Origin of the sequence: Streptomyces sp. NPDC091272 (genome assembly GCF_044757485.1) — a bacterium.
Taxonomy (GTDB): domain Bacteria; phylum Actinomycetota; class Actinomycetes; order Streptomycetales; family Streptomycetaceae; genus Streptomyces.
Genome location: NZ_JBIVVC010000004.1, coordinates 159,464 through 183,768 on the forward strand (window position 1 = coordinate 159,464; position 24,305 = coordinate 183,768).

The 24,305-nt window shown below is 71.5% G+C and carries 27 protein-coding genes; 15 read left to right on the forward strand and 12 right to left on the reverse strand.

What is annotated here, in order from left to right:
- Position 1 precedes the first annotated feature (1 nt).
- The 3 genes from ACIQM4_RS13840 to ACIQM4_RS13850 are packed head-to-tail and all read left to right on the forward strand — an operon-like array spanning position 2 to position 2,767.
- Positions 2-514 carry a VOC family protein gene (locus tag ACIQM4_RS13840; protein WP_401590564.1) on the forward strand — a complete coding sequence of 171 codons (513 nt, stop codon included), beginning with the start codon at positions 2-4 and terminating at the stop codon, positions 512-514.
- Complete coding sequence (locus ACIQM4_RS13845) at positions 511-1,596, forward strand: L-tyrosine 3-hydroxylase (protein ID WP_401590566.1); 1,086 nt, start codon at positions 511-513, stop codon at positions 1,594-1,596. Before ACIQM4_RS13840 ends, ACIQM4_RS13845 begins: the two co-directional genes overlap by 4 nt.
- The gene (locus ACIQM4_RS13850) at positions 1,586-2,767 is read left to right on the forward strand and encodes an NAD(P)/FAD-dependent oxidoreductase (protein ID WP_401590569.1); all 1,182 of its coding nucleotides are present in this window, start codon (positions 1,586-1,588) and stop codon (positions 2,765-2,767) included. The genes ACIQM4_RS13845 and ACIQM4_RS13850 overlap by 11 nt, the downstream gene beginning before the upstream one ends.
- A 3-nt stretch (positions 2,768-2,770) precedes the next feature.
- On the opposite strand, the gene ACIQM4_RS13855 is transcribed toward ACIQM4_RS13850, so the two are convergent.
- From ACIQM4_RS13855 to ACIQM4_RS13870, 4 genes are read right to left on the reverse strand one after another with little or no spacing between them, the layout of a single operon-like run.
- Positions 2,771-3,256 carry an aminoacyl-tRNA deacylase gene (locus ACIQM4_RS13855; protein ID WP_401590571.1) on the reverse strand — a complete coding sequence of 162 codons (486 nt, stop codon included), beginning with the start codon at positions 3,254-3,256 and terminating at the stop codon, positions 2,771-2,773.
- Position 3,257: 1 nt separating this feature from the next.
- The gene (locus ACIQM4_RS13860; protein ID WP_401590574.1) at positions 3,258-3,839 is read right to left on the reverse strand and encodes a flavin reductase family protein; all 582 of its coding nucleotides are present in this window, start codon (positions 3,837-3,839) and stop codon (positions 3,258-3,260) included.
- Complete coding sequence (locus ACIQM4_RS13865; protein ID WP_401590576.1) at positions 3,836-5,098, reverse strand: cation:proton antiporter; 1,263 nt, start codon at positions 5,096-5,098, stop codon at positions 3,836-3,838. Before ACIQM4_RS13865 ends, ACIQM4_RS13860 begins: the two co-directional genes overlap by 4 nt.
- The gene (locus tag ACIQM4_RS13870; RefSeq protein WP_401590579.1) at positions 5,095-6,645 is read right to left on the reverse strand and encodes a tryptophan halogenase family protein; all 1,551 of its coding nucleotides are present in this window, start codon (positions 6,643-6,645) and stop codon (positions 5,095-5,097) included. The genes ACIQM4_RS13865 and ACIQM4_RS13870 overlap by 4 nt, the downstream gene beginning before the upstream one ends.
- 233 nt (positions 6,646-6,878) lie before the next feature.
- Here ACIQM4_RS13870 and ACIQM4_RS13875 point away from each other — a divergent pair, with 233 nt between their 5' ends.
- Entirely contained in the window at positions 6,879-7,694 is an 816-nt protein-coding gene (locus ACIQM4_RS13875; protein WP_401590581.1) for a LuxR C-terminal-related transcriptional regulator, read from the forward strand.
- 79 nt (positions 7,695-7,773) lie between these two features.
- Here the strand turns inward: ACIQM4_RS13875 and ACIQM4_RS13880 are convergent, their stop codons facing one another.
- The 4 genes from ACIQM4_RS13880 to ACIQM4_RS13895 form a co-directional block, all read right to left on the reverse strand.
- Positions 7,774-8,412 carry a LysE family translocator gene (locus ACIQM4_RS13880; RefSeq protein WP_401590584.1) on the reverse strand — a complete coding sequence of 213 codons (639 nt, stop codon included), beginning with the start codon at positions 8,410-8,412 and terminating at the stop codon, positions 7,774-7,776.
- An 89-nt stretch (positions 8,413-8,501) separates the two neighbouring features.
- Complete coding sequence (locus ACIQM4_RS13885) at positions 8,502-10,058, reverse strand: PTS transporter subunit EIIC (protein ID WP_401590586.1); 1,557 nt, start codon at positions 10,056-10,058, stop codon at positions 8,502-8,504.
- A gap of 37 nt (positions 10,059-10,095) precedes the next feature.
- Entirely contained in the window at positions 10,096-11,052 is a 957-nt protein-coding gene (gene murQ, locus ACIQM4_RS13890; protein WP_401590588.1) for an N-acetylmuramic acid 6-phosphate etherase, read from the reverse strand.
- A gap of 13 nt (positions 11,053-11,065) precedes the next feature.
- Positions 11,066-11,983, reverse strand: coding sequence for a MurR/RpiR family transcriptional regulator (locus ACIQM4_RS13895; RefSeq protein ID WP_401591402.1), 918 nt, complete (start codon positions 11,981-11,983; stop codon positions 11,066-11,068).
- 140 nt (positions 11,984-12,123) lie between these two features.
- Here ACIQM4_RS13895 and ACIQM4_RS13900 point away from each other — a divergent pair, with 140 nt between their 5' ends.
- The 3 genes from ACIQM4_RS13900 to ACIQM4_RS13910 all read left to right on the forward strand — a co-directional run bounded on the left by ACIQM4_RS13900 (position 12,124) and on the right by ACIQM4_RS13910 (position 14,243).
- Positions 12,124-12,477: a hypothetical protein gene (locus ACIQM4_RS13900; RefSeq protein ID WP_401590591.1), complete on the forward strand. Its 354-nt coding sequence runs from the start codon at positions 12,124-12,126 to the stop codon at positions 12,475-12,477.
- Entirely contained in the window at positions 12,474-12,758 is a 285-nt protein-coding gene (locus ACIQM4_RS13905) for a DUF4031 domain-containing protein (RefSeq protein ID WP_401590594.1), read from the forward strand. The genes ACIQM4_RS13900 and ACIQM4_RS13905 overlap by 4 nt, the downstream gene beginning before the upstream one ends.
- 255 nt (positions 12,759-13,013) lie before the next feature.
- Positions 13,014-14,243: a serine hydrolase domain-containing protein gene (locus ACIQM4_RS13910; RefSeq protein WP_401590597.1), complete on the forward strand. Its 1,230-nt coding sequence runs from the start codon at positions 13,014-13,016 to the stop codon at positions 14,241-14,243.
- Between the two features lie 258 nt (positions 14,244-14,501).
- On the opposite strand, the gene ACIQM4_RS13915 is transcribed toward ACIQM4_RS13910, so the two are convergent.
- Positions 14,502-15,719, reverse strand: a complete 1,218-nt coding sequence (locus ACIQM4_RS13915; protein ID WP_401590600.1) for a Cmx/CmrA family chloramphenicol efflux MFS transporter — start codon at positions 15,717-15,719, stop codon at positions 14,502-14,504.
- 179 nt (positions 15,720-15,898) lie between these two features.
- Here ACIQM4_RS13915 and ACIQM4_RS13920 point away from each other — a divergent pair, with 179 nt between their 5' ends.
- Complete coding sequence (locus tag ACIQM4_RS13920) at positions 15,899-16,114, forward strand: hypothetical protein (protein WP_401590603.1); 216 nt, start codon at positions 15,899-15,901, stop codon at positions 16,112-16,114.
- A 12-nt stretch (positions 16,115-16,126) separates the two neighbouring features.
- Here the strand turns inward: ACIQM4_RS13920 and ACIQM4_RS13925 are convergent, their stop codons facing one another.
- On the reverse strand, positions 16,127-16,990 hold the full coding sequence (locus ACIQM4_RS13925) for a hypothetical protein (RefSeq protein ID WP_401590605.1): 864 nt from the start codon (positions 16,988-16,990) through the stop codon (positions 16,127-16,129).
- 420 nt (positions 16,991-17,410) lie between these two features.
- On the opposite strand from ACIQM4_RS13925, the gene ACIQM4_RS13930 reads away from it, so the two are divergent.
- The 6 genes from ACIQM4_RS13930 to ACIQM4_RS13955 all read left to right on the forward strand — a co-directional run bounded on the left by ACIQM4_RS13930 (position 17,411) and on the right by ACIQM4_RS13955 (position 21,067).
- A complete protein-coding gene (locus tag ACIQM4_RS13930; protein WP_401590608.1) occupies positions 17,411-17,623 on the forward strand; it encodes a hypothetical protein in 213 nt (70 codons plus the stop codon).
- Positions 17,607-18,128 carry a DUF6879 family protein gene (locus ACIQM4_RS13935; RefSeq protein ID WP_401590611.1) on the forward strand — a complete coding sequence of 174 codons (522 nt, stop codon included), beginning with the start codon at positions 17,607-17,609 and terminating at the stop codon, positions 18,126-18,128. Before ACIQM4_RS13930 ends, ACIQM4_RS13935 begins: the two co-directional genes overlap by 17 nt.
- Entirely contained in the window at positions 18,125-18,955 is an 831-nt protein-coding gene (locus ACIQM4_RS13940; RefSeq protein WP_401590614.1) for a helix-turn-helix domain-containing protein, read from the forward strand. The genes ACIQM4_RS13935 and ACIQM4_RS13940 overlap by 4 nt, the downstream gene beginning before the upstream one ends.
- A 96-nt stretch (positions 18,956-19,051) precedes the next feature.
- Positions 19,052-19,387, forward strand: coding sequence for a hypothetical protein (locus ACIQM4_RS13945; protein ID WP_401590617.1), 336 nt, complete (start codon positions 19,052-19,054; stop codon positions 19,385-19,387).
- A 35-nt stretch (positions 19,388-19,422) separates the two neighbouring features.
- Positions 19,423-20,559 carry a methyltransferase domain-containing protein gene (locus ACIQM4_RS13950; protein ID WP_401590619.1) on the forward strand — a complete coding sequence of 379 codons (1,137 nt, stop codon included), beginning with the start codon at positions 19,423-19,425 and terminating at the stop codon, positions 20,557-20,559.
- 91 nt (positions 20,560-20,650) lie between these two features.
- A complete protein-coding gene (locus ACIQM4_RS13955; RefSeq protein ID WP_401590622.1) occupies positions 20,651-21,067 on the forward strand; it encodes a VOC family protein in 417 nt (138 codons plus the stop codon).
- Positions 21,068-21,219: 152 nt separating this feature from the next.
- Here ACIQM4_RS13955 and ACIQM4_RS13960 read toward each other — a convergent pair whose 3' ends face one another.
- Positions 21,220-21,963 (reverse strand): hypothetical protein, encoded by a 744-nt coding sequence (locus ACIQM4_RS13960; RefSeq protein WP_401591404.1) that lies wholly within the window; start codon positions 21,961-21,963, stop codon positions 21,220-21,222.
- A 390-nt stretch (positions 21,964-22,353) separates the two neighbouring features.
- The gene (locus tag ACIQM4_RS13965) at positions 22,354-23,262 is read right to left on the reverse strand and encodes a LysR family transcriptional regulator (RefSeq protein WP_401590624.1); all 909 of its coding nucleotides are present in this window, start codon (positions 23,260-23,262) and stop codon (positions 22,354-22,356) included.
- Between the two features lie 203 nt (positions 23,263-23,465).
- On the opposite strand from ACIQM4_RS13965, the gene ACIQM4_RS13970 reads away from it, so the two are divergent.
- The gene (locus ACIQM4_RS13970; protein WP_401590626.1) at positions 23,466-24,299 is read left to right on the forward strand and encodes an oxidoreductase; all 834 of its coding nucleotides are present in this window, start codon (positions 23,466-23,468) and stop codon (positions 24,297-24,299) included.
- The last annotated feature ends 6 nt before the right edge of the window (positions 24,300-24,305 follow it).

Consider the following 24,305-nt stretch of genomic DNA (forward strand, 5'->3'; position numbering starts at 1 on the left):
CGTGTCCCTCCCCGTGTCCCTCCCCGTGGACGAACCAGCAGCGCCCGGCACAGACCCGCGGGCCGCACTGCACCACCTGGCGGTCGAGACGGCCGACCTCGACAACTGTGTCGCCTGGTACACCGAGTTCTTCGGCGGCACCGCGGCCTGGACCCTCGACTCCTTCTCCGACCTGACCCGCGCGCGGCTGCCCGGCATCACCCGGCTGACCGAGGTGGTCGCGGCCGGCACCCGCTTCCACGTGTTCACCCGCGCCGCCGACTACACCCCGCCGCGCCCGGACACCTTCCAGTTCCAGCACGTGTGCATCGCCGTCGCCACGGCGGAGGAACTGCGGGACTGGCGGGAGCGCTGGGAGCGGCTGCACACCAGTGGCCGCTTCGCCTTCGTCCGCCCGGAGCCCCCCACGGAGATCGTCGTGGACGCCGACGGGGTGAGCAGCTTCTACCTCTACGACGTCAACGGGCTGGAGTACGAGTTCACCCACGTACCGGCGGAGGCCGAGGGGCGGTGAGCACGCTGGACGTCACCTCGACCGCCGGTCTGCTGGAGAGCGGCGTCATCGGGTTCGGCGGCCGGGCCTACGGGCTCGAACCCCTGGTACTGCCCACCGACCCGGTGCACGCGCGCGGCGACGGCGAGCTGGCCTGGCGGTACGCGGAACTGCTCGGCCCGCGGCCGGCTCCGGCGCAGGGGCCGCCGGCCGGGCCGGGGGCCGCGGACTCCGCCGAGCAGCTGTTCTGGTTCCGGTGGATCACCGGCCACCAGCTCACCTTCATGCTGTGGCAGGAACTGGCGCGCCGGGCCGTGCGGGCCGCCGCCCCTGCGCCGGGACAGGGGCAGGCACGTGCCCCGGCGCAGGCGCAGCCGCTTTCCCCGTCGCCCGCGCAACCGCTTCCCCCGGCGTCGGCGCAGCCCCTTCCCCCGGCGCCGGACGGGATGCTTCCGGCGGCCCGGCTGGTGCGCGGCTACTCGGCGATGCTGCTGTACACGGCGTCGTGCACCCGCGAGGTCTACCACCGGGTCATCCGGCCCAGCATGGCCCTGCACCACCCCGCGTTCAGCGGCGCCTGGGCCCGCGACTACGGACCCGTACGCGCCCTGCTGCGGGGCAGGCCGCCCGCCGCCCGGGCGGGCGGGGCCGATGCCCTGCTGGCGGAGTGCGCGCTCAACACCGCCGTGCACGAGGGCATCGCCCTCAAGCTGGTGCCCGACGCGCCTTCGCTGCTCCAGTCGGCGGCCGGCCAGGACCGTCCGCTGCCGCGCGACATCCGCGCGGTCCTCTTCGACACCTACTTCCTCACCCTGCGCGCGCCCTGTTCGCCCGCCGAGGTCGCCGCCCAACTCCTGCGCCGGATCAGGGCGGTGAGCGAGGACCTGACGGTCAACGGCCTGTACCCGGCGTACGCGTCCAGCCGGGCCGAGAAGCCGGCCGCGCTGTGTGCGGGGCCGGTCGAGGAGATCGAGCACGGCGTCCCGGGACTGCTGGCCGCCATCGCCCGCGACGCCGTGCTGCGCCCCACGCCGGACCCCTCGGACCCCGGCCCCGCCACCTCCGCCCGCCCGTTGGAAGGAAGCGATTTACATGGCACATGACGTGATCGTGGTCGGCGGTGGTGCGGCGGGCTGCGCCGCCGCCGAACGGCTGGCCGGACAGGGGCTGAGCGTGCTGCTCCTGGAACGCGGCGCCCTGGCCAAGGGCGCCTCCGGGCGCAACCAGGGCGGTCTGCTGCCGAGTCCGCTGCCGGCCTGCGGTGCCCTCTTTGCCGAGGCGGTCGCCTTCTACGAGGAGGTCGCGCGGGAGAGCGAGGCCGACCTCCGGTTCAGGCGCCACGGCTATCTGCTGGTCGCCGACGACGAGGAGGGCCTGGCACGGGCCCGCGGCCACGGCCGGGCGCTGACCGAGGTGGGCTTTGCGACGCACGAGATCGGCCCCGGCGATCTGCGGGAGCTTGAACCCGGCCTGGCGCCCGGCCTCGCGGGCGCGGTCGCCGTGGAAGGTGCGTACGCCCTGCACCCGGTGCTGGCCGCCGTGGCAGTGGCCCGGCGGGCCGTCCGGGCAGGCGCCGAGATCCGGACGAACACCCTGGTCCGGGGCCTGACGAAGGACGGCGACCGGGTCACGGGGGTGATGACCGACGACGGGCCGCTGACGGCGGGGGCGGTGGTGCTCGCCGCGGGGCCGTGGGCACGGAGCCTGGCCCAGCAGGCCGGGAGCGACGTGCCGGTCTTCGGCGCGCGCGGCTGGCTGGTGCGTACCGCGCCGGTCGAGGACACCGTGTTCCGGCACACGCTCATGCAGTCCACCTGGCACGGTCCTGTCGGCCTCAAGCGCAGCGGCCCGCCGCTGGTGACCGACGTCGCCGCCCCCGGGACCGCGGCCACCCAGGTGGTCTTCTCCCTCCAGCCGCTGCCCGGCGGGGAGGTGGTGCTCGGCTCCAGCAGCGGCCCGGCGCTCCAGCCCGACGACATACGCGACGGCGCGGAGGCGGTGCCGCTCATCGCGGCGGCGGCGGCCAGGTTCGCCCCCGTACTGGCCAAGACACCGGCGCGGGCGGCGTGGTCGGGGGTGCGCCCGATGTCCCCCGACGGTCTGCCCGTCGTCGGCCCGGCGCCCGGGGCGCCGGGGCTGTGGCTGCTCACCGGCTTCGGCATCGACGGGATACCCCTGGCGCCCGGCACGGCGCGGCTGCTGACGGAGCACTTGGTCTCGGGCCGGGTCGCGGCGGGCGCGGAGCCGTTCGCACCGGAGCGGTTCGGTACCTGAGGCTCAGGAGGACAGCTCCTCGACCTTCGGCTCCACCAGTGCGATCAGCTGCGCCGCCTCGATCCGTACCGTACGGTCCGCGCGTCCGCTGCCGCAGTAGACGGTGCCCATGCGGGTCACCGACTCGTCGAAGACGGTGACGACGCCGGGCCGGTCGCACACCGGGCTCGCCCCGCCAGGCTCCATGCCCAGCAGGCTCAGCTCGTCCGGTTCGGCCTGGCGGAGCTTGGAGCGGGAGACGCCCGCCGCGCGGGCCAGCCGGCCGTAGTTGACCCGGCCCGTGACGGGCAGGGCGGCGAGGACGAAGCCACCGTCGGCCGTCCTGAAGACCATGGTCTTCAGCAACTGCCGCGTTTCGAGGCCGAGCTTGGTCTCGGCGTCCGCCTGCCCCACGATTGGCACGTGGTCCAGGACCGTGAACGGCACTCCGGAGGCACGGAGCACGTCCTCGGGGGACCGGACATCAAGGGACTTCTCGGGCTGCGACATGTCACTCCTCGTCGAGTGGCTTCGGGCGGTTCGTTCCGGGGCCCGCCACGCTACCGTCCGACGGCCAGGCCGCGTACTGCTTCAACCCGTGCAGCAGCGGGGTGCGTTGGCGGCCCGGGGTGACGCCGACCCGCACCACGAGACCGAACACGACGGTGTGGTCGCCGACCCTGCGCACGCCGTCCACCAGGCAGTCGCCCACGGCGTGCGCGGCGTCGCGCAGGTGCGGTCCTGCGGCCGTCGCGTCGGGCAGGTGCCAGGAGGTCCGGCGGAAGCGTTCCGGGTCGCCGGAGGCGAAGAGCTCCGCCACGTCCCGGGCCCGGTGGTGCAGCAGGTTGACGCTGAACGCGCCGGAACGTTCCAGCGCGTCCAGGGTGGGACTGCCGCTGCGCACGCAGACCAGGAGCACGGGCGGGTCGAGGGAGACACCGCACAGGGACGAGCAGGTCATCCCCCACGGCCGGCCGGCGTCGTCCAGGGCGCCGATCACCGCCACGCCGGTCGGGAACAGGGACATCAGCGCTCTGAAACCGTCGGCCCCCGCGGTCGTCTCCCCGGTGGTGGCCGTCTCTGGCGTGGTCATGGGGCGGACTCCTGGGGCGCTGGCCGGGGCGGGACGGCGGTGCCGGGGTGGCGGCGGTCCGCGTAGGAGAGCAGCGGGCCGGTGGCGGCCGTGGTCACCAGCGCCATCAGCACCAGCGAGAGGAACAGCCCGGAGGAGAGGATGCCGGCCGACAGCCCGGCCTGGAGGACCGCGATCTCCGTCAGTCCGCGGGTGTTCATCAGCACCCCGAAGCGCAACGCCGTCGCACGCGGCAGCCGGGCGGCGCGCGCCCCCGCGTATCCGCCGCCCAGTTTGGCCGCGGTGGCGAGCACCAGGACCAGGGCGAGGGTCGGCCAGAAGAAGCCGTCCGGCCCTTCGGTCGACATCTGGAGGCCGGTCGTCACGAAGAACACCGGTACGAGCAGCAGCCCGCAGCGTTCCACCTTCGCCACGGGGCCGGAGCGCGGCCCGTGCTCGCCGTCCCGCGGGACCGCGAGCCCGACCAGCACCGCGCCGAAGATCGCGGTGAGCCCCGCCCGCTCGGTGCCCAGCGCGGCGCCGATCGCGACCAGGCCCAGCAGGACCGCGGCGGCGGTGGGCCGGCGGGCGCACAGCCGGGCCACGGCCGGCCTGGCGAGCAGACGCCGCAGCACTGCGGCCGCCAGCGCCCCGCCCACGATCACCGCCACCGCCCGCAGGAGCCGGCCGGGGCCGCCCGCGGTGGCCAGCGCCGCGGTCAGGACCAGCCAGGTCAGGGCGTCGATGCCGACGGCGACCAGGAGGGAGAGCCGGCCGGCGGCCGAGTCGAGGAGCCCCCGGTCGGTGAGGATCCGCGCCAGCACCGGCACGGCGGTGACCGCGAACGCGGCGGCGAGCAGCAGGAACAGCGCCGCCGTGGGCGCCGTACCGCGTTCCCCCGGCGCGTCGCGCCAGCCCACCCAGAGGGCCAGCAGCACCCCGGCCAGCAGCCCCGGCAGCAGGGAGCCCGCCAGCAGCCAGCCGTACGAGCGGGCCGACACCTCGTCGCGGCGTGGCCGTGCACTGTGCCCGACACCCGTCAGGTACAGCGCGAGGCCGGCCAGGCCGACGGTGTGCAGCTGGGACGTGAGGTCGTGCGGCAGCAGGGTGTGCACGACGTCGGGTCCGGCGACCGTGGTGAGCAGGGGGACGACCACCAGACCGAGGGCGATCTCCCCGATGACGGGCGGCTGGCGCGCGAGTACTGCCGCACGGCGGGCCGGCCGGGCCGCGAGGAGCACCACGGCCAGCACCGCCAGGGTGTGCAGGGCGAGCGTCATCGCCGGAGCCTCGCCAGGTACTCCACCTGGCTGGGCAGGGTGTCGACGAGCTTGCGCGCCTGTTCCCTGACCCGGGTCAGCTCGGCCCGCGCGGCGCGGGTGTCGACCAGGTCGAGCGCGGGCGGGTGGTGCAGCGGGATGCCGCCGAGGCCGAGGGCCATGCAGACGTAGCTGTAGGGCTCGAAGGCGTGGTAATAGGGGTAGGTGGTGTCGTTGTCGGGGAGTTTGCTCTGCCACTGTTCGAGGCGTACGGCCATGTCGTCGGGGACCGCGCGGGTCTTGGCGTCGCGCCAGTAGTCGTTGTCGGCGCGGGCGGCGCCCCGGTAGTGCAGGATCAGGAACTCGCGTACGCCCTCGATGGCGCGGGCGGTGCTGAGGTTGTAGGTGTCGCGCAGCACCGGGTCGCGGTTCGTGCCGGGGAAGTACCTGACGAGCTGTTCGATGGCGTGCTGGATGAGGAAGATGCCGGTCGATTGCAGGGGTTCGACGAAACCGGCGGAGAGCCCGATGCCCACGCAGTTGTTGACCCAGGCCCGCTTCGAGCGGCCGATCCGCATCCGGATGTGGTTGGCCTCCAGGTCGGCCGCCGCGGGCCCGACGAAGTCACGCAGGGCGCGCTCGGCCTCCTCCGGTCCGCAGTAGTCGCTCGCGTAGACGTAACCGGTGCCGATCCTGTCGTACAGCGGGATGGTCCAGATCCATCCGGCGTCCTGAGCGGTGGCGGTGGTGCACGGCCTGATGCCGGTCACGGCGGTGTCGACGGGGACCCGCAGGGCGACCGCGCGGTCGTTGGGGAGGGCGTCCTGGAAGGAGACGAACGGCTCCTGGAGCGCGTCGCCGATCAGCCGGCTGCGGAAGCCGGAGCAGTCGACGTAGAGGTCGGCGGTCAGCTCGCCGTGCTCGGCGGTGACGAGGTGCTCGATCCAGCCCTGCTCGTCCAGGGTCACGTCCACGACGTCGTCGATGACGCGGTGCACACCGCGCTCGACGGCGTAGCGGCTGAGGAACTCGGCGAGCAGGGAGGCGTCGAAGTGGTAGGCGTACGGGAACTGCGTGTTCTGCTCGGCGAGCGTGGTGCGGTAGAGCGGACGGTCGGGGGCCTCGTCGAAGTCCTGCTCGAAGAGGCGCCGGTCGAGGTACCTGGGGGACGCCTTGGCGTCGCAGAGCCAGGGGATGAGGAAGCAGTCGCGGTCGAAGCTGCCCGACTCGCCGACCTTCTGCCACCAGTCGGTGAGCGGCACTCCGTCGACGACCCGCATGCGTTCGAACGGGTGGTAGAAGTACGTGCCGGGCGCCCGCCAGTTCTCCAGGCGCACGGCCAGCTTGTAGGTGGCGTTGCACGCGGGCATCCAGTCGGCCTCGCTGAGGCCCAGGTAGTCGAAGAAGTGACGGACCGTGCTGAAGGTGGCCTCGCCCACCCCGATGGTGCCGATCCGTCCCGACTCCACGACGGTGACGTTGACGCTGTCCGCGAATGCGGCCCGCAGGTAGGAGGCCGTCATCCACCCGGCCGTGCCACCGCCCAGAATCACCACGTTCTGTGTCATGGCTCGTGACCCTAGGCGGGGTTACGGGGCGGTTTCTTCGGCAGATCGGCCACTGTGCGAAGGACCTCTCCGCACAACGGGCTAGGCCCAAAGGACCGGTTCCGAATCTCGCCGCGTGGCCGGAGGATGTGGCGGAAAACTGAGCGCTATGACCTATGGCCATAGGACAGGATGAAGAACTGTTCGATTCTGACCAACTGCCGTGTTGCCGCGTTCGGGGCCAGGGGGGACTCGTGTCAGAGGCTCGATCCGACCAGACGCCGACGCCGGGTGACGCGCACGGCCGCAGGGTGCCCGTGTCCGGTGACGCGCTCGGCCGCAGGGTGCCCGTGTCCGGTGACGCGCTCGGCCGCAGGGTGCCGGTGCCGGGCGAGACGGCCGGTGGACGGGCTCCGATCCGCATCTTCCTCATCGACGACTCGCGACTGGTGCAGGCCGGGCTGGTGCACATTCTGCGCGGCTACCCCGACCTCGTCCTCGTCGGCAGCGCCCGCGCCCGCCCGACGGTGCTCGAAGCCACGCTGGACGCGTCGTTGGACGTGCTCGTCATCAACACCGCCTGCCGGTCCATCGACGTCGTCCAGCTGATGCACCGGGCCGTCCACCACTCCGGCGCCGGGGTCTCACGGATGCTGCTGCTGACCCACGACGCCAACGATTCCCTGCACGCGGAGGCGGACCGGCTGGGGGCCGGGGGTGTGGTGCTCGCCTGGGCGGAACCGGAGTTCCTGGTGTCCGCGATCAGACTCGTCTCCGGCGGTTACCGGATCTGGGCGCCGGGCCAGGGCGCGCCGAGCCGTACCGCACCCCGCAGACAGCCGGTCCGCCACTCCGCACTCGACCTGCTGACGCTGCGCGAACGACAGGTCCTCGCGCTCCTGGCACGCGGCATGAAGAACGCGGAGATCGCCGGCGAGCTGGTGGTCAGCGAGAGCACGGTCAAGACGCATGTACAGAACCTGCTGATCAAGCTCGGTCTGCGCAACCGGGCCAGCGCGGTGGCCGTCGCGTACGAGCTGGGCATCACCCGGGCACAGTGGGCGGGTTGAACACGGGCCCCGGGGCCCCGGCGGTCAGGGCCCGGTCACGTCCGCGGAACACCGGCCACGGGACCCCGGCGGTCAGCTCTCAGTCACGCCCGCTGAGCGCCAGCTGGACCCCCAGGCCGACCATCACGACGCCCGAGGCCCCGCCGATCCATGACAGCCGGCGGGGGGACCGGGCGAGCCAGTTGCGGGCGGAGCCTGCGAGGAGGCCCCAGGTGGCGTCGGAGATCAGCGCGATCAGCACGCACAGCAGCCCCAGCACCAGCAACTGCATGTGCGCGTTCCCCGCCGAGGGGTCGACGAACTGCGGCAGGATCGCACCGAAGATCAGCAGCCCCTTCGGATTGCTCACCCCCACGATGAACCCCTCGCGGAACACCCGCCCCGTCTGCCCCGCAGCCGGCCCCTCCTGCTTCTCCGCCACCACCAGTTGCTTGCGGTGCCGCCACGCCTGGACACCGAGGTAGACGAGATAGAGCGCGCCGGCGAACTTGAGGATCGAGAACAGCAGATAGGAGCGGGCGAGCACCTCGCCCAGCCCGAACGCCACCAGCACCACCTGGACGAGCAGCCCCGCCTCGTTGCCGACCGCCGTCGAGACGGCGGCCTTGCGGCCCAGTGACACCCCCCGGCTCACCACGAAGAGAACACTCGGACCGGGCACGGCGATCAGCACGCCCACCACGGTCAGGAAGACAGCCAGCCGCTCGAATCCAATCACCACCGCAGACTACGTGCCGCAACTCCGGTACCCCGGGCTTTCGTTGAACTCGGAGTGCCGGTTGCGCCCCGCGTGGTACCCCCGGACCCCTAGACCCCGGCGGGCTCCTTCGCCGGGGCGGGGTCGGCCGCCGCTTCCGCCGCCGGGGTGTTGAGCTCCGCCAGCATGGTCCTGGTGAAGCCGAAGTAGTACGTCGCCAGGAAGCCGACGGCGTAGCCGACGAGCAGGCCGCCCGCGTAGACGGCGATGGTGGTGCCGAGGCCGTGGCTGCCCTGGAGGAGCGGGAAGAGTGCCCAGCCGGACGGGCCGATGGCGGTGGAGCCGACCTTGTCGCCCAGCATCGAGAAGAGCCCGACGAACGCGCCGCCCGCCGCGCCGCCCGCGCACGCCGTGACGAACGGGCGGCCCAGCGGCAGCGAGACACCGTAGATGAGGGGCTCGCCGACACCCAGCAGACCGGCCGGCAGGGCGGACTTGATGGTCTTGCGGACGGAGTGGTTGTGCTTGAGGCGCAGGTAGACGGCCGCCGCGCAGCCGACCTGGCCCGCGCCCGCCATCGCCAGGATCGGCAGCAGCACCGTGTAGCCCTGCTGCTCGATGAGGGTGGTGTGGATCGGGATCAGTGCCTGGTGCAGACCGAGCATGACCAGCGGGAGGAAGAGACCGCCGAGTACCAGGCCGGCGAAGGCGCCGGTGTTGTCCAGCAGCCAGTCGGCGCCGGTGCCGATCGCGGTGGCGATCTCACCGGCGACGAACATCAGGCCGAAGATGGTGACCAGGCCGGACAGCAGCACGGTCAGGGTGGGGGTGACGAGGACATCGAGCGACTCCGGCACCCACTTACGGCACCACTTCTCGATGTATACGGCGAGGACCGCCGCGCCGAGCGCGCCGAGCACGCCGCCCTGGCCGGGCGAGAGCGTCTGGCCGAACGCGTCGATCTTCGCGACGCCGGGGAAGACGATGATCGCGGCCACCGCACCGCCCAGGATGGGCGTGCCGCCGAACTCCTTCGCCGTGTTGAAGCCGACGAAGACCGCGATCAGGGCCATGAACCCGGAGGCGATGGCAGCGAGCGCCGGGGTGACGGTGGGCAGCCAGCCAAGGTTGATCAGCAGGCCGTTGAGGCCGGCGATGATGCCGCAGCCGATGAGGGCGGGGATCAGCGGGACGAAGATGTTCGCGATCCGGCGCAGGAAGAGTTTGAACGGGGTGGCGTTCTTCGCCTTCCTGGCGGCCTTGATCGCGGCGCCCTCGGCGGCGAGCTCCTCGGCGGTCGGCGTGTGCGTCCCGGCGGACCCGCCCGCCCCGGCGGGGGCGGGGGAGTCGGCCACCGGCGCGGGGGAGTCAGCCACCGGCGCGGGGGCGGCGGACCTCTCCTCCGCCACGAGTGCCTCGAACTCGGGGGTGACCCGGGCGACCGTGCCGGGCCCGAGGACGATCTGGTAGGTGTCGTCCTCGACCACGCCCATGACCGCGGGCAGCGCCTTGAGGGCGTCGTCCTGGACGAGCGTACGGTCGTGCAGGCCCAGCCGGAGGCGGGTCATGCAGTGGACGACCGAGGCGACGTTGTCCGCGCCGCCGACGAGCGGAAGGATCGCGGCTGCGGTGGCGCGGTTCTTGTTCACAGGGGAGTCGGTGCTCATGGTGCGTGGTGCCTTGCTGTGGGGAGGGAGCCCGGGGCTACGCGGTGGCGCTGCGGGCGGACTTGAGGGCGGCGCGGAGATGACCGTGCTCTTCGTCGAGCAGGGTGGTGGCGGTGGGCCCGTCCACCTCTCCGAGGATGATCAGGATGGCGTTCTTCACCTCGCCGTCGGCCGCGGTGAGGGCGGCCTCGATCTCGGCGTCGGCCGCGCCGGTGGCCAGCGAGACGATGCGCCGTGAGCGGGCGCGCAGCTTCTCGTTCGACGCGCGGACGTCGACCATCAGGTTTCCGTACGTCTTGCCGAGCCGGATCATGACGAGCGTCGAGATCATGTTGAGGACGAGCTTCTGGGCGGTGCCCGACTTCAACCGGGTGGAGCCGGTGAGGAGTTCGGGGCCGACGACGACCTCGATGCCGTGTTCCGCCGCCGCGGCGAGTGCGCTGTCCGCGTTGCAGGAGAGTCCGACGGTGAGGGCCCCGAGGGTGCGGGCGTGCTCGACGGCGCCGATGGCGTACGGGGTGCGGCCCGAGGCCGAGATGCCGACGACGCTGTCGTCGGGGCCGACCTCGATCGCGTCGAGGTCCTCGGCGGCGAGCTCCTTGCTGTCCTCGGCGCCCTCGACCGCCTTGACCATGGCGGACGGGCCGCCCGCGATCAGGCCGACGACCTCGCTCGGGTCGGTGTTGAAGGTGGGCGGGCACTCGGAGGCGTCGAGCACGCCGAGGCGTCCCGCCGTACCTGCGCCCGCGTAGATCAGCCGCCCGCCGCGTGCCATGCGGGCGGCGATGCCGTCGATGGCGGCGGCGATCTGCGGCAACCGCGCGGCCACGGCCGCCGGGACGGTCGCGTCCTCGCCGTTCATCAGGGCGGCCAGCTCGGCGGTGGGCAGCTGGTCGATCTCGGCGAGTTCGGGGCGGAAGGCCTCGGTGGTGAGGGTGTCGAGCTGGGCGCGCAGTTCGCCGTACGGGGCGGCGCCGGTGGGGCTGGTGTTCATGGGGGAGGGGTCCTTATCGGGTGGTGCGGGGGTCGTGCCGGTGGGCGAGTGCTTCGTACGAAGCGGCCAGGGCGGGCCCCGCCGTGTCGTACGTACGCTGGGCAACGCCTACGAACAGGCAGTCCACGACGAGCAGTTGGCTGGTACGGGAGGACATGGCGGCCGGCCGCAGCTCGCTCTCGCGGGCGGTGGAGGTGGTGAGGACGTGGTCCGCGTACTGGGCGACGGGCCCGCCGGGGCGGCCGGTCACGGCTATGGTCGTCGCGCCGTGCTCGAAGGCGACGCGCAGCGGCTCGATGGTGTCGCCGGTCGAGCCGGAGTGGGTGATGGCGATCGCCACGTCCCCGCTGCGGAGCAGGACGGCGTTGGTCACGGCCTGGTGCGGGTCGCTGTGCGCGTGGGCGAAGAGACCGATCCGCAGGAGCTTCTGGGCGAGGTCCATGCCGACGAGCGAGGAGGCCCCGACCCCGTAGATGTCGATACGGCGGGCCTGCGTCAACGCCTGTACGGCCGCGCCGAGTTGAACGGTGTCGAGGCCGGCCGCCGTGTCGGCGAGGGTCTGCTGCTCGTCGTGCGCGAGCTTGGCGACGACGTCGGCGATGGGGTCGTCGACGGCGATGTCGGCGGTGACGGCGGGCGCGCGCCCGGACTGCTGGTGGGCGGCGAGGCCGGCGAGGGCGAGGCGGAGGTCGCGGTAGCCCGGATAGCCGAGCAGCCGTGAGGTCCGTACGACGGTGGCCTCGCTGGTGCCGGTCAGCTCCGCGAGCCCGGTGACGGTGAGCGCGGCGCACCCGGCGGGGTCGTTGGCGACGGCCTCGGCGACGCGCTGCATGGAGCGGGTCATCGAGGGGGCGAGGGTACGGACCTTGGCGGCCAGGGCGGCGGGGGCGGGTGCGGCCGAGACCGGGGCGGACGTGGAACTTTTCTTCAGTGCGTCGCTCACCTCTGAAAGATATTTTCAGACACGGTGCCAGTCAACAGTCCGCAGGCCCCGACCCCGGTGTGACTTCGGTCCCTTCCCCGACATCGTCCGCAGTGCCGCCATCCGGCCACCCGCGAGACAATTGCGCCATGGATCCCCTCGAACAGTCCCTCCACACCGCCCGCGCCCAGGTCATGGCCGACCTGACCGCCCGCGACGTCGCGGACCCCGGCATCGTGTCGATCGTCGAGGACGCGATCGTGCACCGCCGCTGGTGGGTCGAGCAGTGGCCCGACGGCGCCGGGTTCGTCGCGGGGCTGGTCGCCCAGGACGTACAGGACGCCCTGCTGGAGAAGTACGGCCGCTGGCCGCTGTGCCCGGTCTGCCACGACGGCGATCCGCACGCCCTTGAGGTCGAGCCCGAGCTGGGCCCCGACCCGCACTGGGTGTGCACGAAGGCCGTCGTCTCCGTCGCTCCCGTCGGAAAGCTGCCGCCCGCATGACGATCTACATCGACCCGCCGACCTGGCCCGGCCACGGCCGCCTGTGGTCGCACCTGGTCAGCGACGTGTCGTACGAGGAGCTCCACGCCTTCGCCGCCCGCGTCGGCTGCCCGCCGCGCGCCTTCGAGCGCGACCACTACGACGTACCGCAGAGCAGGTACGCGGACGCGGTGGCGGCGGGTGCGGTGGAAATAGGCAGCAAGGAACTCGTCCGGCGGATCACGGCGGCCGGACTGCGCCGCCGCAAGCACGGCCACGGCGCGGAGCCCGCGTCCTCCTAGCCGCGCGAGCACACCGGGCCCCCGACAACCCCATTGCAATGCGCCCTCGGTCCGTCTTTGCGTTCACCGGCATCTCCATTGCAACGAAAGGCAGTTGGGCCGCTGTTGATGGGTATCGGTGTGCCATTTTGCGTTGACCGAATCGTAAACGCAATGTAGCTTCGTGCTCGTTCAGCACTTCCCGAACTTCTGCGGCGCCGGTCGGGCGGCCGCATCCTCGCCCGCCACCGGCGGTCCGCGACCAAGGAGTTTCAGATGAGCACGAGCACCGGCGGCTTCAGCGGTTCCGGACTGCGCAAGATGCGTGACGTACTGGCGGGGCATGTCGAGTCCGGGCGGATACCCGGCCTGGTGGCTCTGGTCAGCCGGGGCGAGGAGACGCACGTCGAGACCTTCGGGACGTTCCGGCACGACGGCGGTGCGCCGATGAGCCGGGACACGATCTTCCGGATGGCGTCGACGTCCAAGCCGGTCGCGGCTGCGGCGGCGATGGCCCTGGTCGACGACTGCAAGCTGCGGATGGACGACACGGTGGACCGCTGGCTGCCCGAGCTGGCCGACCGGCAGGTGCTGAAGCGGATCGACGGCCCGCTGGACGAGACCGTGCCGGCCCGGCGGCCGATCACCGTACGGGACGTGCTGACCTCCACGTTCGGGCTCGGTATGGACATGACGGCGCTGGGTGCTCCGATCATGAACGCGGTGTTCGAACAGGGGCTGACGCCCAATCTGCCGGAGCCGATGCCGGAGCCCGACGAGTGGCTGCGCAGGCTCGGCACGCTCCCGCTGATGCACCAGCCCGGCGAGCGCTGGCAGTACCAAATCAGCAACGACCTGCTCGGCGTGCTGGTAGCCAGGGTCACGGGCCAGTCGTACGAGGCGTTCCTGCGGGAGCGGATCTTCGAGCCGCTGGGCATGAAGGACACCGGTTTCCACGTCCCCGCGGAGAAGATCGACCGGCTGCCGGACCTCTACGCCCCGGACCCGGGCACCGGCGAGTTCCACGTGTGGGACCAGGCGAAGGGGGGACGCTGGAGCGCGGCCCCGGCGTTCCAGGGCGGCGGCGGTGGCCTGGTGTCCACGGCCGACGACTACCACGCGTACTTCCGCATGCTGCTGAACGGCGGGACGCACGAGGGCGAGCGGGTGCTGTCCCGCCCGGCGGTCGAGCTGATGACCACCAACCGCCTCACCCCCGAGCAGCAGGCCGCCCGGCACGAGATGGCCGTCAACAACGTGCACCTGTCGTTCGGCCAGGGACAGCACGGCGGCTGGGGCATCGGGATGGCGGTGCGTACGTACCGCGGTGACTACGCGCCGGTGGGCCAGTTCGGCTGGGACGGCGGCAGCGGGACGTCGACGTACGCGGACCCGGTGACGGGCCTGACCGGTGTACTGCTCACCCAGGTCGGCATGTCCGTCCCGAACGCGGCCTGGGCCTTCCACGACTTCTGGACCACGGCCTACCAGTCCCTGACCGACTGACCCGATCCCGTGGGAGGCGGGACCGCACCCGCCAGCCCCCCCAACCCTCTTGGTCGGCGGGGCCGCCCCCGCCAGCCACCCCCCCAGCCCTCTTGGGCGGCGGGGCCGCCCCCGGGGGCGGAACGGGCGGGCAAGGGGGGCGGCCCCCGGCGGAGCCGCACCCTCGCTCCCGCCCACCCTCGCTCCCGCCCGCTCCTCGCTCCCGCGCCCCCTCGCTCCCGCGCCGCGCCCCTCGCTCCCGCCCCCAACCCCTCCCGCCTACACCTCCGCCCGCACTCCGGAAGCCGCCTCCACCCCCACAACCCCCCGCGCCACCAACCGCGACGACGCATCCGTCCGCTGCCACCTGAGCGCCAGCGCCGTGAGTCCCACCGCGACGACCGTCATGCTGCCCCCGGCCCACGCCGTGGCGGAGAATCCCCACCCGGCGTCGATGACCGTGCCGCCCAGCCACGGCCCACCCGTGTTGCCGAGGTTGAAGGCAGCGGTGGTGGTCGCCCCGGCGAGCGTCGGAGCCGCGCCCGCGACGTTGAACATCCGGGCGTTGAGCGCGGGCGCCGTGAAGAAGGCGGAGAAGCCCAGCGCGAAGGAGAGGGCGACGGCCGCAGCCGCAGTCCCGCCGAACACCGCCAGCGCCGCAAGCAGCACCGTCGACGTACTGATGCCTCCGATCAGCACGCCGAACGGCCGCGCGTCCGCGATCATGCCGCCCACCGTCGTGCCGACGAGCGCACCGACCCCGAACAGCCCCAGCACCCACGGCACCCACTTGGAGTCGAGCCCGGCGACGTCCGTCAGCAGCGGCGACAGGTAGCTGAACGCGCAGAAGACGCCACCCGCGGCGAGCGCGGTGATCGCGACCGACACGAGCACCTGACGGTCCCGGTAGATCCCCAGCTCCCGCTTGAGCTGCGGCTTCTCCTCCGGTACGGGGATACGCGGAATCAGGGTCACGACACCCACCAGGGCCACCGCGGAAGCCGCGCCGACGGCCCAGAAGGCGGACCGCCACCCCAGGCTCTCGCCGAGGAACGCCCCGGCCGGCACGCCGAGCACGTTGGCGATGCTCAGGCCGCCGATCATCACGGCCATCGCCCGCGCCCTGGAGGTGACGGGCACCATCGCGATGGCGACCGCAGCCCCCACCGCCCAGAATCCGGCGCACGCGAACGCGCTCACCACGCGGGAGGCGAACAGCAGCTCGTACGAAGGAGCGAGCGCGCCCGCCACCTGCCCCAGCCCGAAGATCGAGATCAGCGCGATCAGTGTCGTCCGCCTCGGCAGCCGCAGGGTCGCCACCGCCAGCAGCGGCGCGCCGACCACCATCCCGATCGCGAAGGCCGATATCAGCAGGCCCGCCTGCGGAATGGACACGTCCATGTCGCGCGCGATCGGCGGGAGCAGGCCCGAGAGCATGAATTCGCTCGTGCCGAGGGCGAAGACGGCGAGGCCGAGCATGTAGACGGCAAGGGGCATGCGGGCGCGGGTCCGCGGCGGTCGCGTCTGACGCGACTGATCAGAGGAGGGCATAACCTTGCCCAACAATGAGCCGAAGATGGCCATTCCCGCTCCGACCGGAGTCGATTTGGTCCACTTGGCGCGGCTTTCAACTCGGTTGCTGCACAGGGACGGTGCGGACGGTAGAGATACGGATCATGCCTACCGAAAAGCTCGACATCCGAGCCGCCGAAGAAACGATCCTCACGCTCCGCGACGCCCTGACCGCCGTCGGTCTGAGCCTGCCGTCCCTCAGCCTGGACTCGGCGTCGTGCGCGAGGGACGTCCCCGCACCCCTGATCGACCTGGGCCGCTGCGACGTGGACACGGCACAGCGCCTGGTAAGCCTGATCCGCTCGGGAGGGGGCGGCTGACCGCACGCGAACCTATTGGCGTACGGGGGCGCGTTCTCGCAGCTCGTACCGGATGCGGTCGGCCTTTCCGCGTACGACATCGGCGGGCAGCCCGCGCTCCTCGGGCACGTACGGCCGGCTACGGCACACCCGGCAGAGCCCGCCGGGCAGAGCGGCGGGCTGCCCGGCCACGCCGCACTCGCTGCACTCCATGATCCGTACGCCCTGCCGCGGTGCGGGCAGCTCGGGCGGCAGCTCCTTGATCAGCTTGGCCTGCACGAAGGCGAAGGGGCTGTGCACGACCTTGGGCACGATCTGGCCGATCCCCCGCAGCAGCCGGTCCTCGGAGGCGCCGCGCCGCAGCCATTCGGCGGCGTAGGGGGCGAGCTCCTGGCACGCGGCCTCGGAGAGCGTCAACTGGGGTACCTGGTACGACAGCTGCACCATCGCCGCGTACGCACGCCCTTCCACGCCCTCGTCCCGGGACGGCACGGTCTCCTCGGTGCTCTCGCCCCGCACCATGGACTGCCACCAGGCGTCGGGCCGCTGGGTCCGCGAGAAGTACGTGCGCTGCACCCACCGGACGGTGTCGTCAGCACCCCACAGGGGCTCGCGGAAGCGCCGCAGATGACCGGCGGCGGAGAGCTGGCGCAGGGCGGTGGCGATGGCCGTCTGTCCGTAGGCGGGGATCTCCCTGGCCAGCGTCTTGATGCTGATGTCGGCGCCGTCGGGCAACCGGTCGATGTACCCGGCGATGGCGGCTTCGCGCAGCTCAAGATGGCCGAAGTCACCCTTGCTGCGGACTTGTTGATCAGGCGCCGACTGCTTCCCGAACCCGGGGGAGGCCATCGGGTGCGCGGGCGCGTGCGGGGCAGGACTAAGCTGCTGAACAGCCATGGGGATCGCCTTCTTCGATCTCGGTGGTCAGACCCCTGTGTGGTGCTGGTAACACCCACGGGGGTCGTTCTGTTGTGACGCACGGTACACGGTCACCACGTGTGGTCGCGACACGCTCACGAAAAGTCATCTCACATATGACCTGGGCAAGTTGAGCCCCTCGCGGGCGCCTGCCCGCCCGCACGCACGCGCACGCGGCCGGGGTGGGTGGTCGGGTAAGACCCCACCATCCATTCCTCAGAGAAAGCGTCTCGACTCTGGGATCTCGAATCTCAGGGGTGAGGGTGGGTGCGGGTGCTGCCGGCGGTTGGCGATTCATTCCAGTACGGGAATACGGGCGCACATCCGTGGACACGTTGGGTGAGGAGTTCGTAGCGTTGTGCTGATCGGCTCACTCATGGGCCCGAGAGGCGGAGTCACATGGCGCGTACCGAACTGACACGGCTGACCGGCAGTCCCGGAGGACCGAACTGCGACGACGATGACTGTCCGAACGTGTATCTGCGAACGCGCACCGGGACGTTGGTGATCCAAGGTGACAGGTATGAGGGCTTCGACGTGCCGGTGGGCGAGGCCTTGGTGGAGATCCCGGAGCACGTGTTGAAGGAGGCGGTCCGTGCGCTTGGATGGTGACGCATGGCGTGCGGTCTTCGACTCCTTCCAGCGGGAGGCGTGGCGGTTCGAGGCTCAGCCCACGTACACGATGCCCAGCGAGGCGGAGAACGTGGCGAGATTCCTGCGGGGAGAACCCAAACCCGCTGATCACAACGCGCGCTGGCACGAGCGTGTGCGTAACTACACCGCCTCGGGTCGACGAGTGGGACGCGTGCGCGTGGTCACACAGCCCCTTACGGACTACCAGCGCTACCAGTTCGCCTGGGGTATCCCTGGGAACATCGCGGCCGGCGAGGACATCCGGATACTCGACGTGACGGACGAGGACCGGGGGTTGCCGCTCGGCGGCGTCGACTGGTGGCTCTTCGACGAGGAGCGGTTGGTGCAGTTGCGCTTCCGTGCGGACGGGACTCAGATCGACCGACGTTGCCATGAAGGCGAGTTGGCGCCGTACCGTGAATGGAAGCGAGTCGCCCTCGCATCGTCGATACCGTTCCAGCAGTATCTGAGAGAGCACGCTTGACGTTTGAACCCGGTCAACTCGACCAGTGTCGCCAGGACTTGGCTGAGCGGCTGCGCAGCCTGCGGGTAGCAGCCGGTCTCACGGGGGATCGGCTCGCCAGGCGCTGCAACATGTCGCAGTCTCAGATCAGCAAGTTCGAAACGGGACGCAGCACCCCGAAGCTGGTCGATGTCGAGCGCATTCTGCGGGCCTTGGAAGTACCTGCCGACTTGGTCGCAGAAATCACCTCGCTGGCCCGCGTGGCGAACACTGAGTGGCAGAACAAGCGCTCGTCCTGGCGCCGGGGTCTGGAGAAAAGACAGACTGAACTGGCAAGTCTGGAGGAACAGGCTGTAGCCCTGCGATATTTCCTGCCAGCTATGATCACTGGTTTGCTCGCGACGCCTGAGTACATTCGAGCGAGTCTGACGCACTCGCCAGGAGACGTTTCTCCGACCGTTGCCCGAAAGATAGAACGCCAGGCTGTCCTTCTCGATACGTCCAAGGCATTCACCTTTCTGCTGACCGAACAAGCAGTGCGATGGGCGACGGTTTCCCCACCGGAGATGGCGGCCCAGATCGATCACTTGGTCGACCTGTCGCGCCTGGCGAACCTGCGCATCGGCCTCCTGCCATTGGGGATCGTATTCCCGCGCGGTCCGATGAACACATTCACGGTCTACGACGACTGGCTGGTGACGGCCGAGAACTTCACCGGGCGCATGACTTTCCGAGACGCGCGTGACGTACGTGAGCACTTGGCCGTGTTCGCACAGTACGAGGAATTAGCGGTATTCGGCGAGGATGCGCGTCGGCTCCTTCGCGCTTGGTCCTCCGCCTACCGGTGACCTATCTATTCCTTTTCGGGAATCGCTCTGGAAGTTCTCCGATTCTGTGCGGAGACTTCAGAGGAATCCGATCGGTCCAAAGGTAGAGGGTTGAACATGAAGCAGAATTCACGTACCAGGCGCGGCGCGACTGCGATGACCGCCCTGGACCGGCCGGTCCACCTGGAGCTACCGATGAGGGCGCCAACGCCCGCGCCCGACTGCGACGTGTGCGCCGCTCTGGTTCGGCAGCGGCAGCAGGCTCGGAGCGTGCACGACTACTCCGCGGTGACGGACGCGGACGTCGAGCTTCGGAATCACCCGCACGGCGGCGTGATCCGCATGGGCAAGCACGGAGACGGGAAGGCCGGGTCCGACGGGGACAAGCAGCAGTCGCCGAAGGAGTCGGACGGGCAGTGGAGCAAGCCCGTCCAGAACCCGCCGAAGAAGTGAGTGGAGGCGCGGAGGTGAGTTCTCCCGAGGAGTTGGTGACCGTACTTCGTGAGAAGGGCGTGCTGGTGGGTGACTGGCAGGAGGTGGTTGCCGCAGTGCGGCGCGAGGATTTTCTGCCGGCGGTGATCGAGACGCCCGAGCGGGTTGTCTCGCGGGCGCAGGAACCGGAAGCGTGGCTGGCCGCCGTCTATGAGGATCAGTCGCTGGTCACCCAGGTGAACGACGGCCGCCAGGCGGCGGAGCGGGCCGGTGCGTACCGGCTCCCGACCTCCTCCAGTTCGATGCCGTCGCTGATGCTGGAGATGCTCGGGCTGCTGGACGTACGGGACCGGCACCGAGTGCTGGAGCTCGGGGCCGGCACCGGCTATCACGCGGCGTGGCTGGCCTGCCGGGTGGGCGGTGAGCGGGTGACGTCCGTGGAGAAGGACCCGGGACTCGCGGCGCAGGCGGCGAAGAACGTGGCTGCTGCCGGGTTCACCCCGCAAGTGGTCTGCGGCGACGGCGATGCGGGGTGGCCCCTGGCGGCCCCGTACGACCGGGTGATCGCCACGTACGCCGTGCCGGCCGTCCCGTACGCCTGGGTCGAGCAGAGCGTGATGCCCGGCGGGCGGATCGTCGCGCCCTGGGGCGGGAGCTTCTTCCCGCACTCGTTCGTGACACTGGACGTGGTGGCGGGGGCCGGGGGCGGGCCGGTCGCCCGGGGGCGGTTCAGCGGCTACCCGGCCTTCATGCGCAGCAGGAACAGGCGGCCGGAGCGCGGCTACCTTGCCGACTTCCTGCACCACCGCGGTGAGGAGGACGAGTCCCGCACCCGGCTCTCGCCCCGCGAACTGTGCGCCGACGCCGACGCGTTGTTCTGGGTGGGCCTCGGGCTGACCGACGCCTGGTACCTGCTCGTCGACGCCGCCGACGGGAGCGGCGAGGCGACCCTGTGGGTGCTGGCGGACGACCGGACGTCCTGGGCGGCAGTGGAGTACGCACCCGAGCAAGAGGCTTATGCGGTGGGGCAGTTCGGACCGCGAAGGCTGTGGGACGAGGTGGAGGAGGCACACCGCGAGTGGGGCCGGCTGGGACGTCCGGGCCGGGACCGCGCCGGGTTGAGTGTGACCTCGGGTGGGGAGTACGTGTGGCTGGACTCCCCGGCGCGGGTGGTACGGATCGCTCCGCGATAGGGGAGGGGCCGGCGGGGGTGTTGTGTCGGTGGCCGGGTAGGCCCTCCCGGGCACGCGGACGGCAACGAGTTGGGCAGGAAGGCGAGGGGTGATGGGCGCGAGTGTGTTCAACGTCAACTTCGACTGCGGGGACGCCTACCGGCTGGCGGAGTTCTGGAGCCGGGTCGTCGGACATCCGCTGGACGAGGCGGACCGGCCGGGGGACTCCACGGCGCGCGTCATGATGCCCGGTGGGCTGCACCTCTTCTTCGCCGAGGTCCCTGAGCGGCAACCGGGCGGCGCCGGGAAGACCGGCAAGAACCCCGTACACCTGTGTCTCCAGCCCGACGGGCACAGGGACGACGCGGTGGAGCGCTACGTGGCACTCGGCGCGAAGCTCGTGAGCGATCACCGCGAACCGGGCGGGGGCGGCTGGGTCGTCTTCGCGGACCCCGAGGGCAACGAGTTCTGTGTGCTGCGCAGCGCGGAGGAGCGGGCCGCGATGGAGGCGACGGAAGGAGGCTCGTAGGGGCAGCGAGGCGGTTTCTACGCTGCGGGGATGAGCAGCTCACCCCACGCCGACCTGGGCTGGGCCGCAGGGGAGTCCCGCGATATCTTGTGCGGCTGCCGTGGCACCACTAGCTACCGTCGAATGCCGGGAGAGCCGCGCGCGGCCCGCCCCTACGCCGACAGCAGGGTCAGTTCCGTCGTGAGGTTGTGGCGGGCGGCCTCCTCCCATTGCCTGATGCCGTGCGGGGTGCGGAACAGGCGGGGCAGGGCGAGGAGTTGGCCCAGTACTGCGGCACGGCCCCTGCGGAAGTCCGGATCCGGTACGAAGGCGTACTCGTCGCGGACCGAGGACGCATAGGCCGCGTACTCCTCAGGAGCGGCGGCCAAGATCGCCAGGTCCGCGTCACAGAGGGCCTCGCCGTTGCTGTCGTCCGGGTCCGGGTCGTGGGTCGTGGTCAGGCGGACCAGTCGCGCCACCTCGGCCGTGGCGGCGGCGGAGAGGCCGAGCTCCGGGAGTGCGCGTTCCGCGAGCCGCGCGGAGCGGTCCTCGTTGGTGTCGCGCTCCGGGTGGTACACCGCGTCGTGAAACCAGGCCGCCAGGCGGACCAGGTCCGGATCGGCGGCGTGGTCGGCGAGAGTGTCGAGATGCGCCAGGACCGCGGCCAGGTGGGTGGGGGTGTGGTAGTGGCGTTGCGGCTCTGACCAGCGCTTGAGGAGGTTCTCTGCGTATGGGGTGGGGTCGGAGGTGGTGGTCGGGTCGGAGGTGGTGGTCGGGCCGGAGGTGGTGGTCGGGTCGGCCGTGTGGGTGGGGCCGGTCGCGTCGACGGCTCGGGCGGCCTTGATGGTGGCCGCCCAGCGGCGGCGCAGGTCCTCGGTGTCGAAGGGGGTCGGGGTAGCTGATGCGGACGCGGACACGGAGGGGGCCGGGGCAGCGGTGGCGTCAGGGGTGGTGGGGGTGTCCCCGGCGTCGGCGGGCTTCGACTCGGCACCGGCGGCGGCCTTGGCGGCGGGCTTCGTCTCGGGCTGCGCTTCGGCTGCGGTCGCGTCGGCCCTCGTCTCGGGCTCCGCTTCGGCCCCGGCCGCGGCGACCCTCGATTCGGTCGCAGCCGCGGCCTCCGCCGCGCGCTGCGCCCCGTCCTCCGTGTCCGCGGCTTGCGGCGCGTACCTCTTCGTCATGGGTTCAAGTGTGCCGCGCCGGACCGCCCGCGACGTGGTGGGCTACCCGGCTGGGGTGTCGGACGGGGCGCGGGGCCGGAACGGGGCCCGCGAAGTCCGATCCGCAGCCGGGGGGCGGCTTCCGTCCGGTCAGCCTGTCGTCGTTCCGCCGCCCCGGGACAGCTGGGCCGCCCTGGCGTACGCGCGGACCAGGGGGCGGGTGTCGTCCTTGCGCCACGCCAGGGCGAACCGCGACGGGGTGATGCCCACGACCGGGATCGTGATCACGTCGCCGCGCAGGATCAGGGACGCGTTGCCAGTCGCGACCAGGACCACCCCCTGCCCCGCGACCAACGCCTCGTACGTCTCGTCCGGGCCCGCCACCACCGCCCCGACCCTCGGCGGCGCGCCGTCACGCGCGTCCGTGGCCAGCCAGTAGTCGCGGAGCGGGCCCGCCGAGGGCGGCAGGGCCAGGAACGGCTCGTCGAGGAGCTCGGTGAAGTCGATCGAGATGCGGTCCGCCAGGCGGTGGTGCGTGGGGAGGGCGACCAGCCGGGGCTCCTCGGCCAGGACCAGGTGGGCGTAACGGGACGGCTCCGGCAGCGGGAGCCAGACGAAGGCCACGTCGCTGCTGCCGTCGGCGAGGCCCGCCGTCGGGTCCGACCAGTCGACCTGCCGCAACGAGGGCGAGGCCTCCGGGTGTTCCGCGGTGAACCGGGAGCGGATCGCCGGCAGCAGGCCGCCGCGCCCCGGGCTGGTGCTCATGCCGATGTGCAGGACTGTGGCGGTCGCGCTACGCAGGGCGGCCAGGGCGTTGGTGCCCAACTGCCACGCCGTGAGCGTCTGGTGCGCGTGCGGCAGTAGCGACTCCCCCGCCGCTGTCAGGCGTACCTCGCGGCGGTCCCGTACGAACAGGTCGGCGCCCAGAGTCCGTTCCAGCTGGCGTATCTGTTTGCTGAGGGCCGGCTGCGAGACGAAGAGGGACTCCGCGGCGCGTGTGAAGTTCAACTCCGTTGCCACCGCCAGGAAGTAGCGCAGATCTCGGGTGTGTACATCCATAGCCGATGGTTATCACCGAAGGTCTTGGACGGAAGCGGGCGGGGTCGGCGAAGGTTCTGAGGGCGGGCAGAGAGAAACGGCTCGCAGAGGTCCCGGGAGCACAAAGTACGGGCAGTCAGAGCAGTCAGAGCAGTCAGGGCAGTCAACGTCGTGAGTCTTCGGGGTCCTCGTACGGAGGCCCGCAGGAGGAATGGGGAGTCGGTATGAGCAAGGTCTGGATGATCACCGGTGCCAACAGCGGTTTCGGGAGGGCGATCGCCGAGGCCGCCGTCGCCGCCGGTGACACGGTCGTCGCGGCGGCCCGTCGCACCGGGACGCTGGACGACCTGGTCGCAGCGCACCCCGGTCAGGTCGACGCGGTGCGCCTTGACGTCACCGACATCGCCGGGATCGACGGCCTCGTGGCCGACGTGATCGACCGGCACGGACGCATCGACGTGCTGGTAAACAACGCGGGACGCACGCACGTCGGCGCCGTCGAGGAGACCACCGACGCGGAGCTGCGGTCGCTGTTCGAGGTGCACTTCTACGGTCCCGCGGCTCTGATACGCGCCGTGCTGCCGCACATGCGTGAGCGGCGGTCCGGGGCGATCGTGCAGCTCAGCAGCATGGGCGGGCAGCTGTCCTTCGCCGGGTTCGGGGCGTACAGCGCGACGAAGTTCGCCCTGGAGGGCATGAGCGAGGCACTGGCTGCCGAGGTCGCCCCGTTCGGGATCAAGGTGCTGGTCGTCGAGCCGGGAGCGTTCAGGACCGGGCTGTTCGGCGGCGGGGCTGCGGGTGTGAGCGCGGAGCACCCGGCGTACGCGGAGACGGTCGGCGCGACCCGGCAGATGATCGCGTCGGGCGACGGGACCCAGCCGGGCGACCCGGCGAAGGCCGCATGGGCCATCCGCCTCGCGCTCGACGCCGAAGTGACGCCGCTGCGGCTCCCGTTGGGCGGGGACGCGGTGGACGCGGTGCTCTCCCACGCGGAGGCCGTACGGGACGAGGTGCGGGCCTGGGAGAAGGTCGGGCGGGACACCACCGTCGACGAGTGAGGCCGG

Bases quoted from the DNA above. Each gene is read 5' to 3' on its own strand.
- ACIQM4_RS13855 (WP_401590571.1), bottom strand. From the start codon at position 3,256: ATGTCGCAGCCCGAGAAGTCCCTTGATGTCCGGTCCCCCGAGGACGTG.
- ACIQM4_RS13860 (WP_401590574.1), bottom strand. From the start codon at position 3,839: ATGACCACGCCAGAGACGGCCACCACCGGGGAGACGACCGCGGGGGCC.
- ACIQM4_RS13925 (WP_401590605.1), bottom strand. From the start codon at position 16,990: ATGGCTGTTCAGCAGCTTAGTCCTGCCCCGCACGCGCCCGCGCACCCG.
- ACIQM4_RS13885 (WP_401590586.1), bottom strand. From the start codon at position 10,058: ATGAGCACCGACTCCCCTGTGAACAAGAACCGCGCCACCGCAGCCGCG.
- ACIQM4_RS13945 (WP_401590617.1), top strand. From the start codon at position 19,052: ATGAAGCAGAATTCACGTACCAGGCGCGGCGCGACTGCGATGACCGCC.
- ACIQM4_RS13955 (WP_401590622.1), top strand. From the start codon at position 20,651: ATGGGCGCGAGTGTGTTCAACGTCAACTTCGACTGCGGGGACGCCTAC.
- ACIQM4_RS13970 (WP_401590626.1), top strand. From the start codon at position 23,466: ATGAGCAAGGTCTGGATGATCACCGGTGCCAACAGCGGTTTCGGGAGG.
- ACIQM4_RS13920 (WP_401590603.1), top strand. From the start codon at position 15,899: ATGCCTACCGAAAAGCTCGACATCCGAGCCGCCGAAGAAACGATCCTC.
- ACIQM4_RS13865 (WP_401590576.1), bottom strand. From the start codon at position 5,098: ATGACGCTCGCCCTGCACACCCTGGCGGTGCTGGCCGTGGTGCTCCTC.
- ACIQM4_RS13965 (WP_401590624.1), bottom strand. From the start codon at position 23,262: ATGGATGTACACACCCGAGATCTGCGCTACTTCCTGGCGGTGGCAACG.
- ACIQM4_RS13930 (WP_401590608.1), top strand. From the start codon at position 17,411: ATGGCGCGTACCGAACTGACACGGCTGACCGGCAGTCCCGGAGGACCG.
- ACIQM4_RS13905 (WP_401590594.1), top strand. From the start codon at position 12,474: ATGACGATCTACATCGACCCGCCGACCTGGCCCGGCCACGGCCGCCTG.
- ACIQM4_RS13850 (WP_401590569.1), top strand. From the start codon at position 1,586: ATGGCACATGACGTGATCGTGGTCGGCGGTGGTGCGGCGGGCTGCGCC.
- ACIQM4_RS13915 (WP_401590600.1), bottom strand. From the start codon at position 15,719: ATGCCCCTTGCCGTCTACATGCTCGGCCTCGCCGTCTTCGCCCTCGGC.
- murQ (WP_401590588.1), bottom strand. From the start codon at position 11,052: ATGAACACCAGCCCCACCGGCGCCGCCCCGTACGGCGAACTGCGCGCC.
- ACIQM4_RS13910 (WP_401590597.1), top strand. From the start codon at position 13,014: ATGAGCACGAGCACCGGCGGCTTCAGCGGTTCCGGACTGCGCAAGATG.
- ACIQM4_RS13900 (WP_401590591.1), top strand. From the start codon at position 12,124: ATGGATCCCCTCGAACAGTCCCTCCACACCGCCCGCGCCCAGGTCATG.
- ACIQM4_RS13870 (WP_401590579.1), bottom strand. From the start codon at position 6,645: ATGACACAGAACGTGGTGATTCTGGGCGGTGGCACGGCCGGGTGGATG.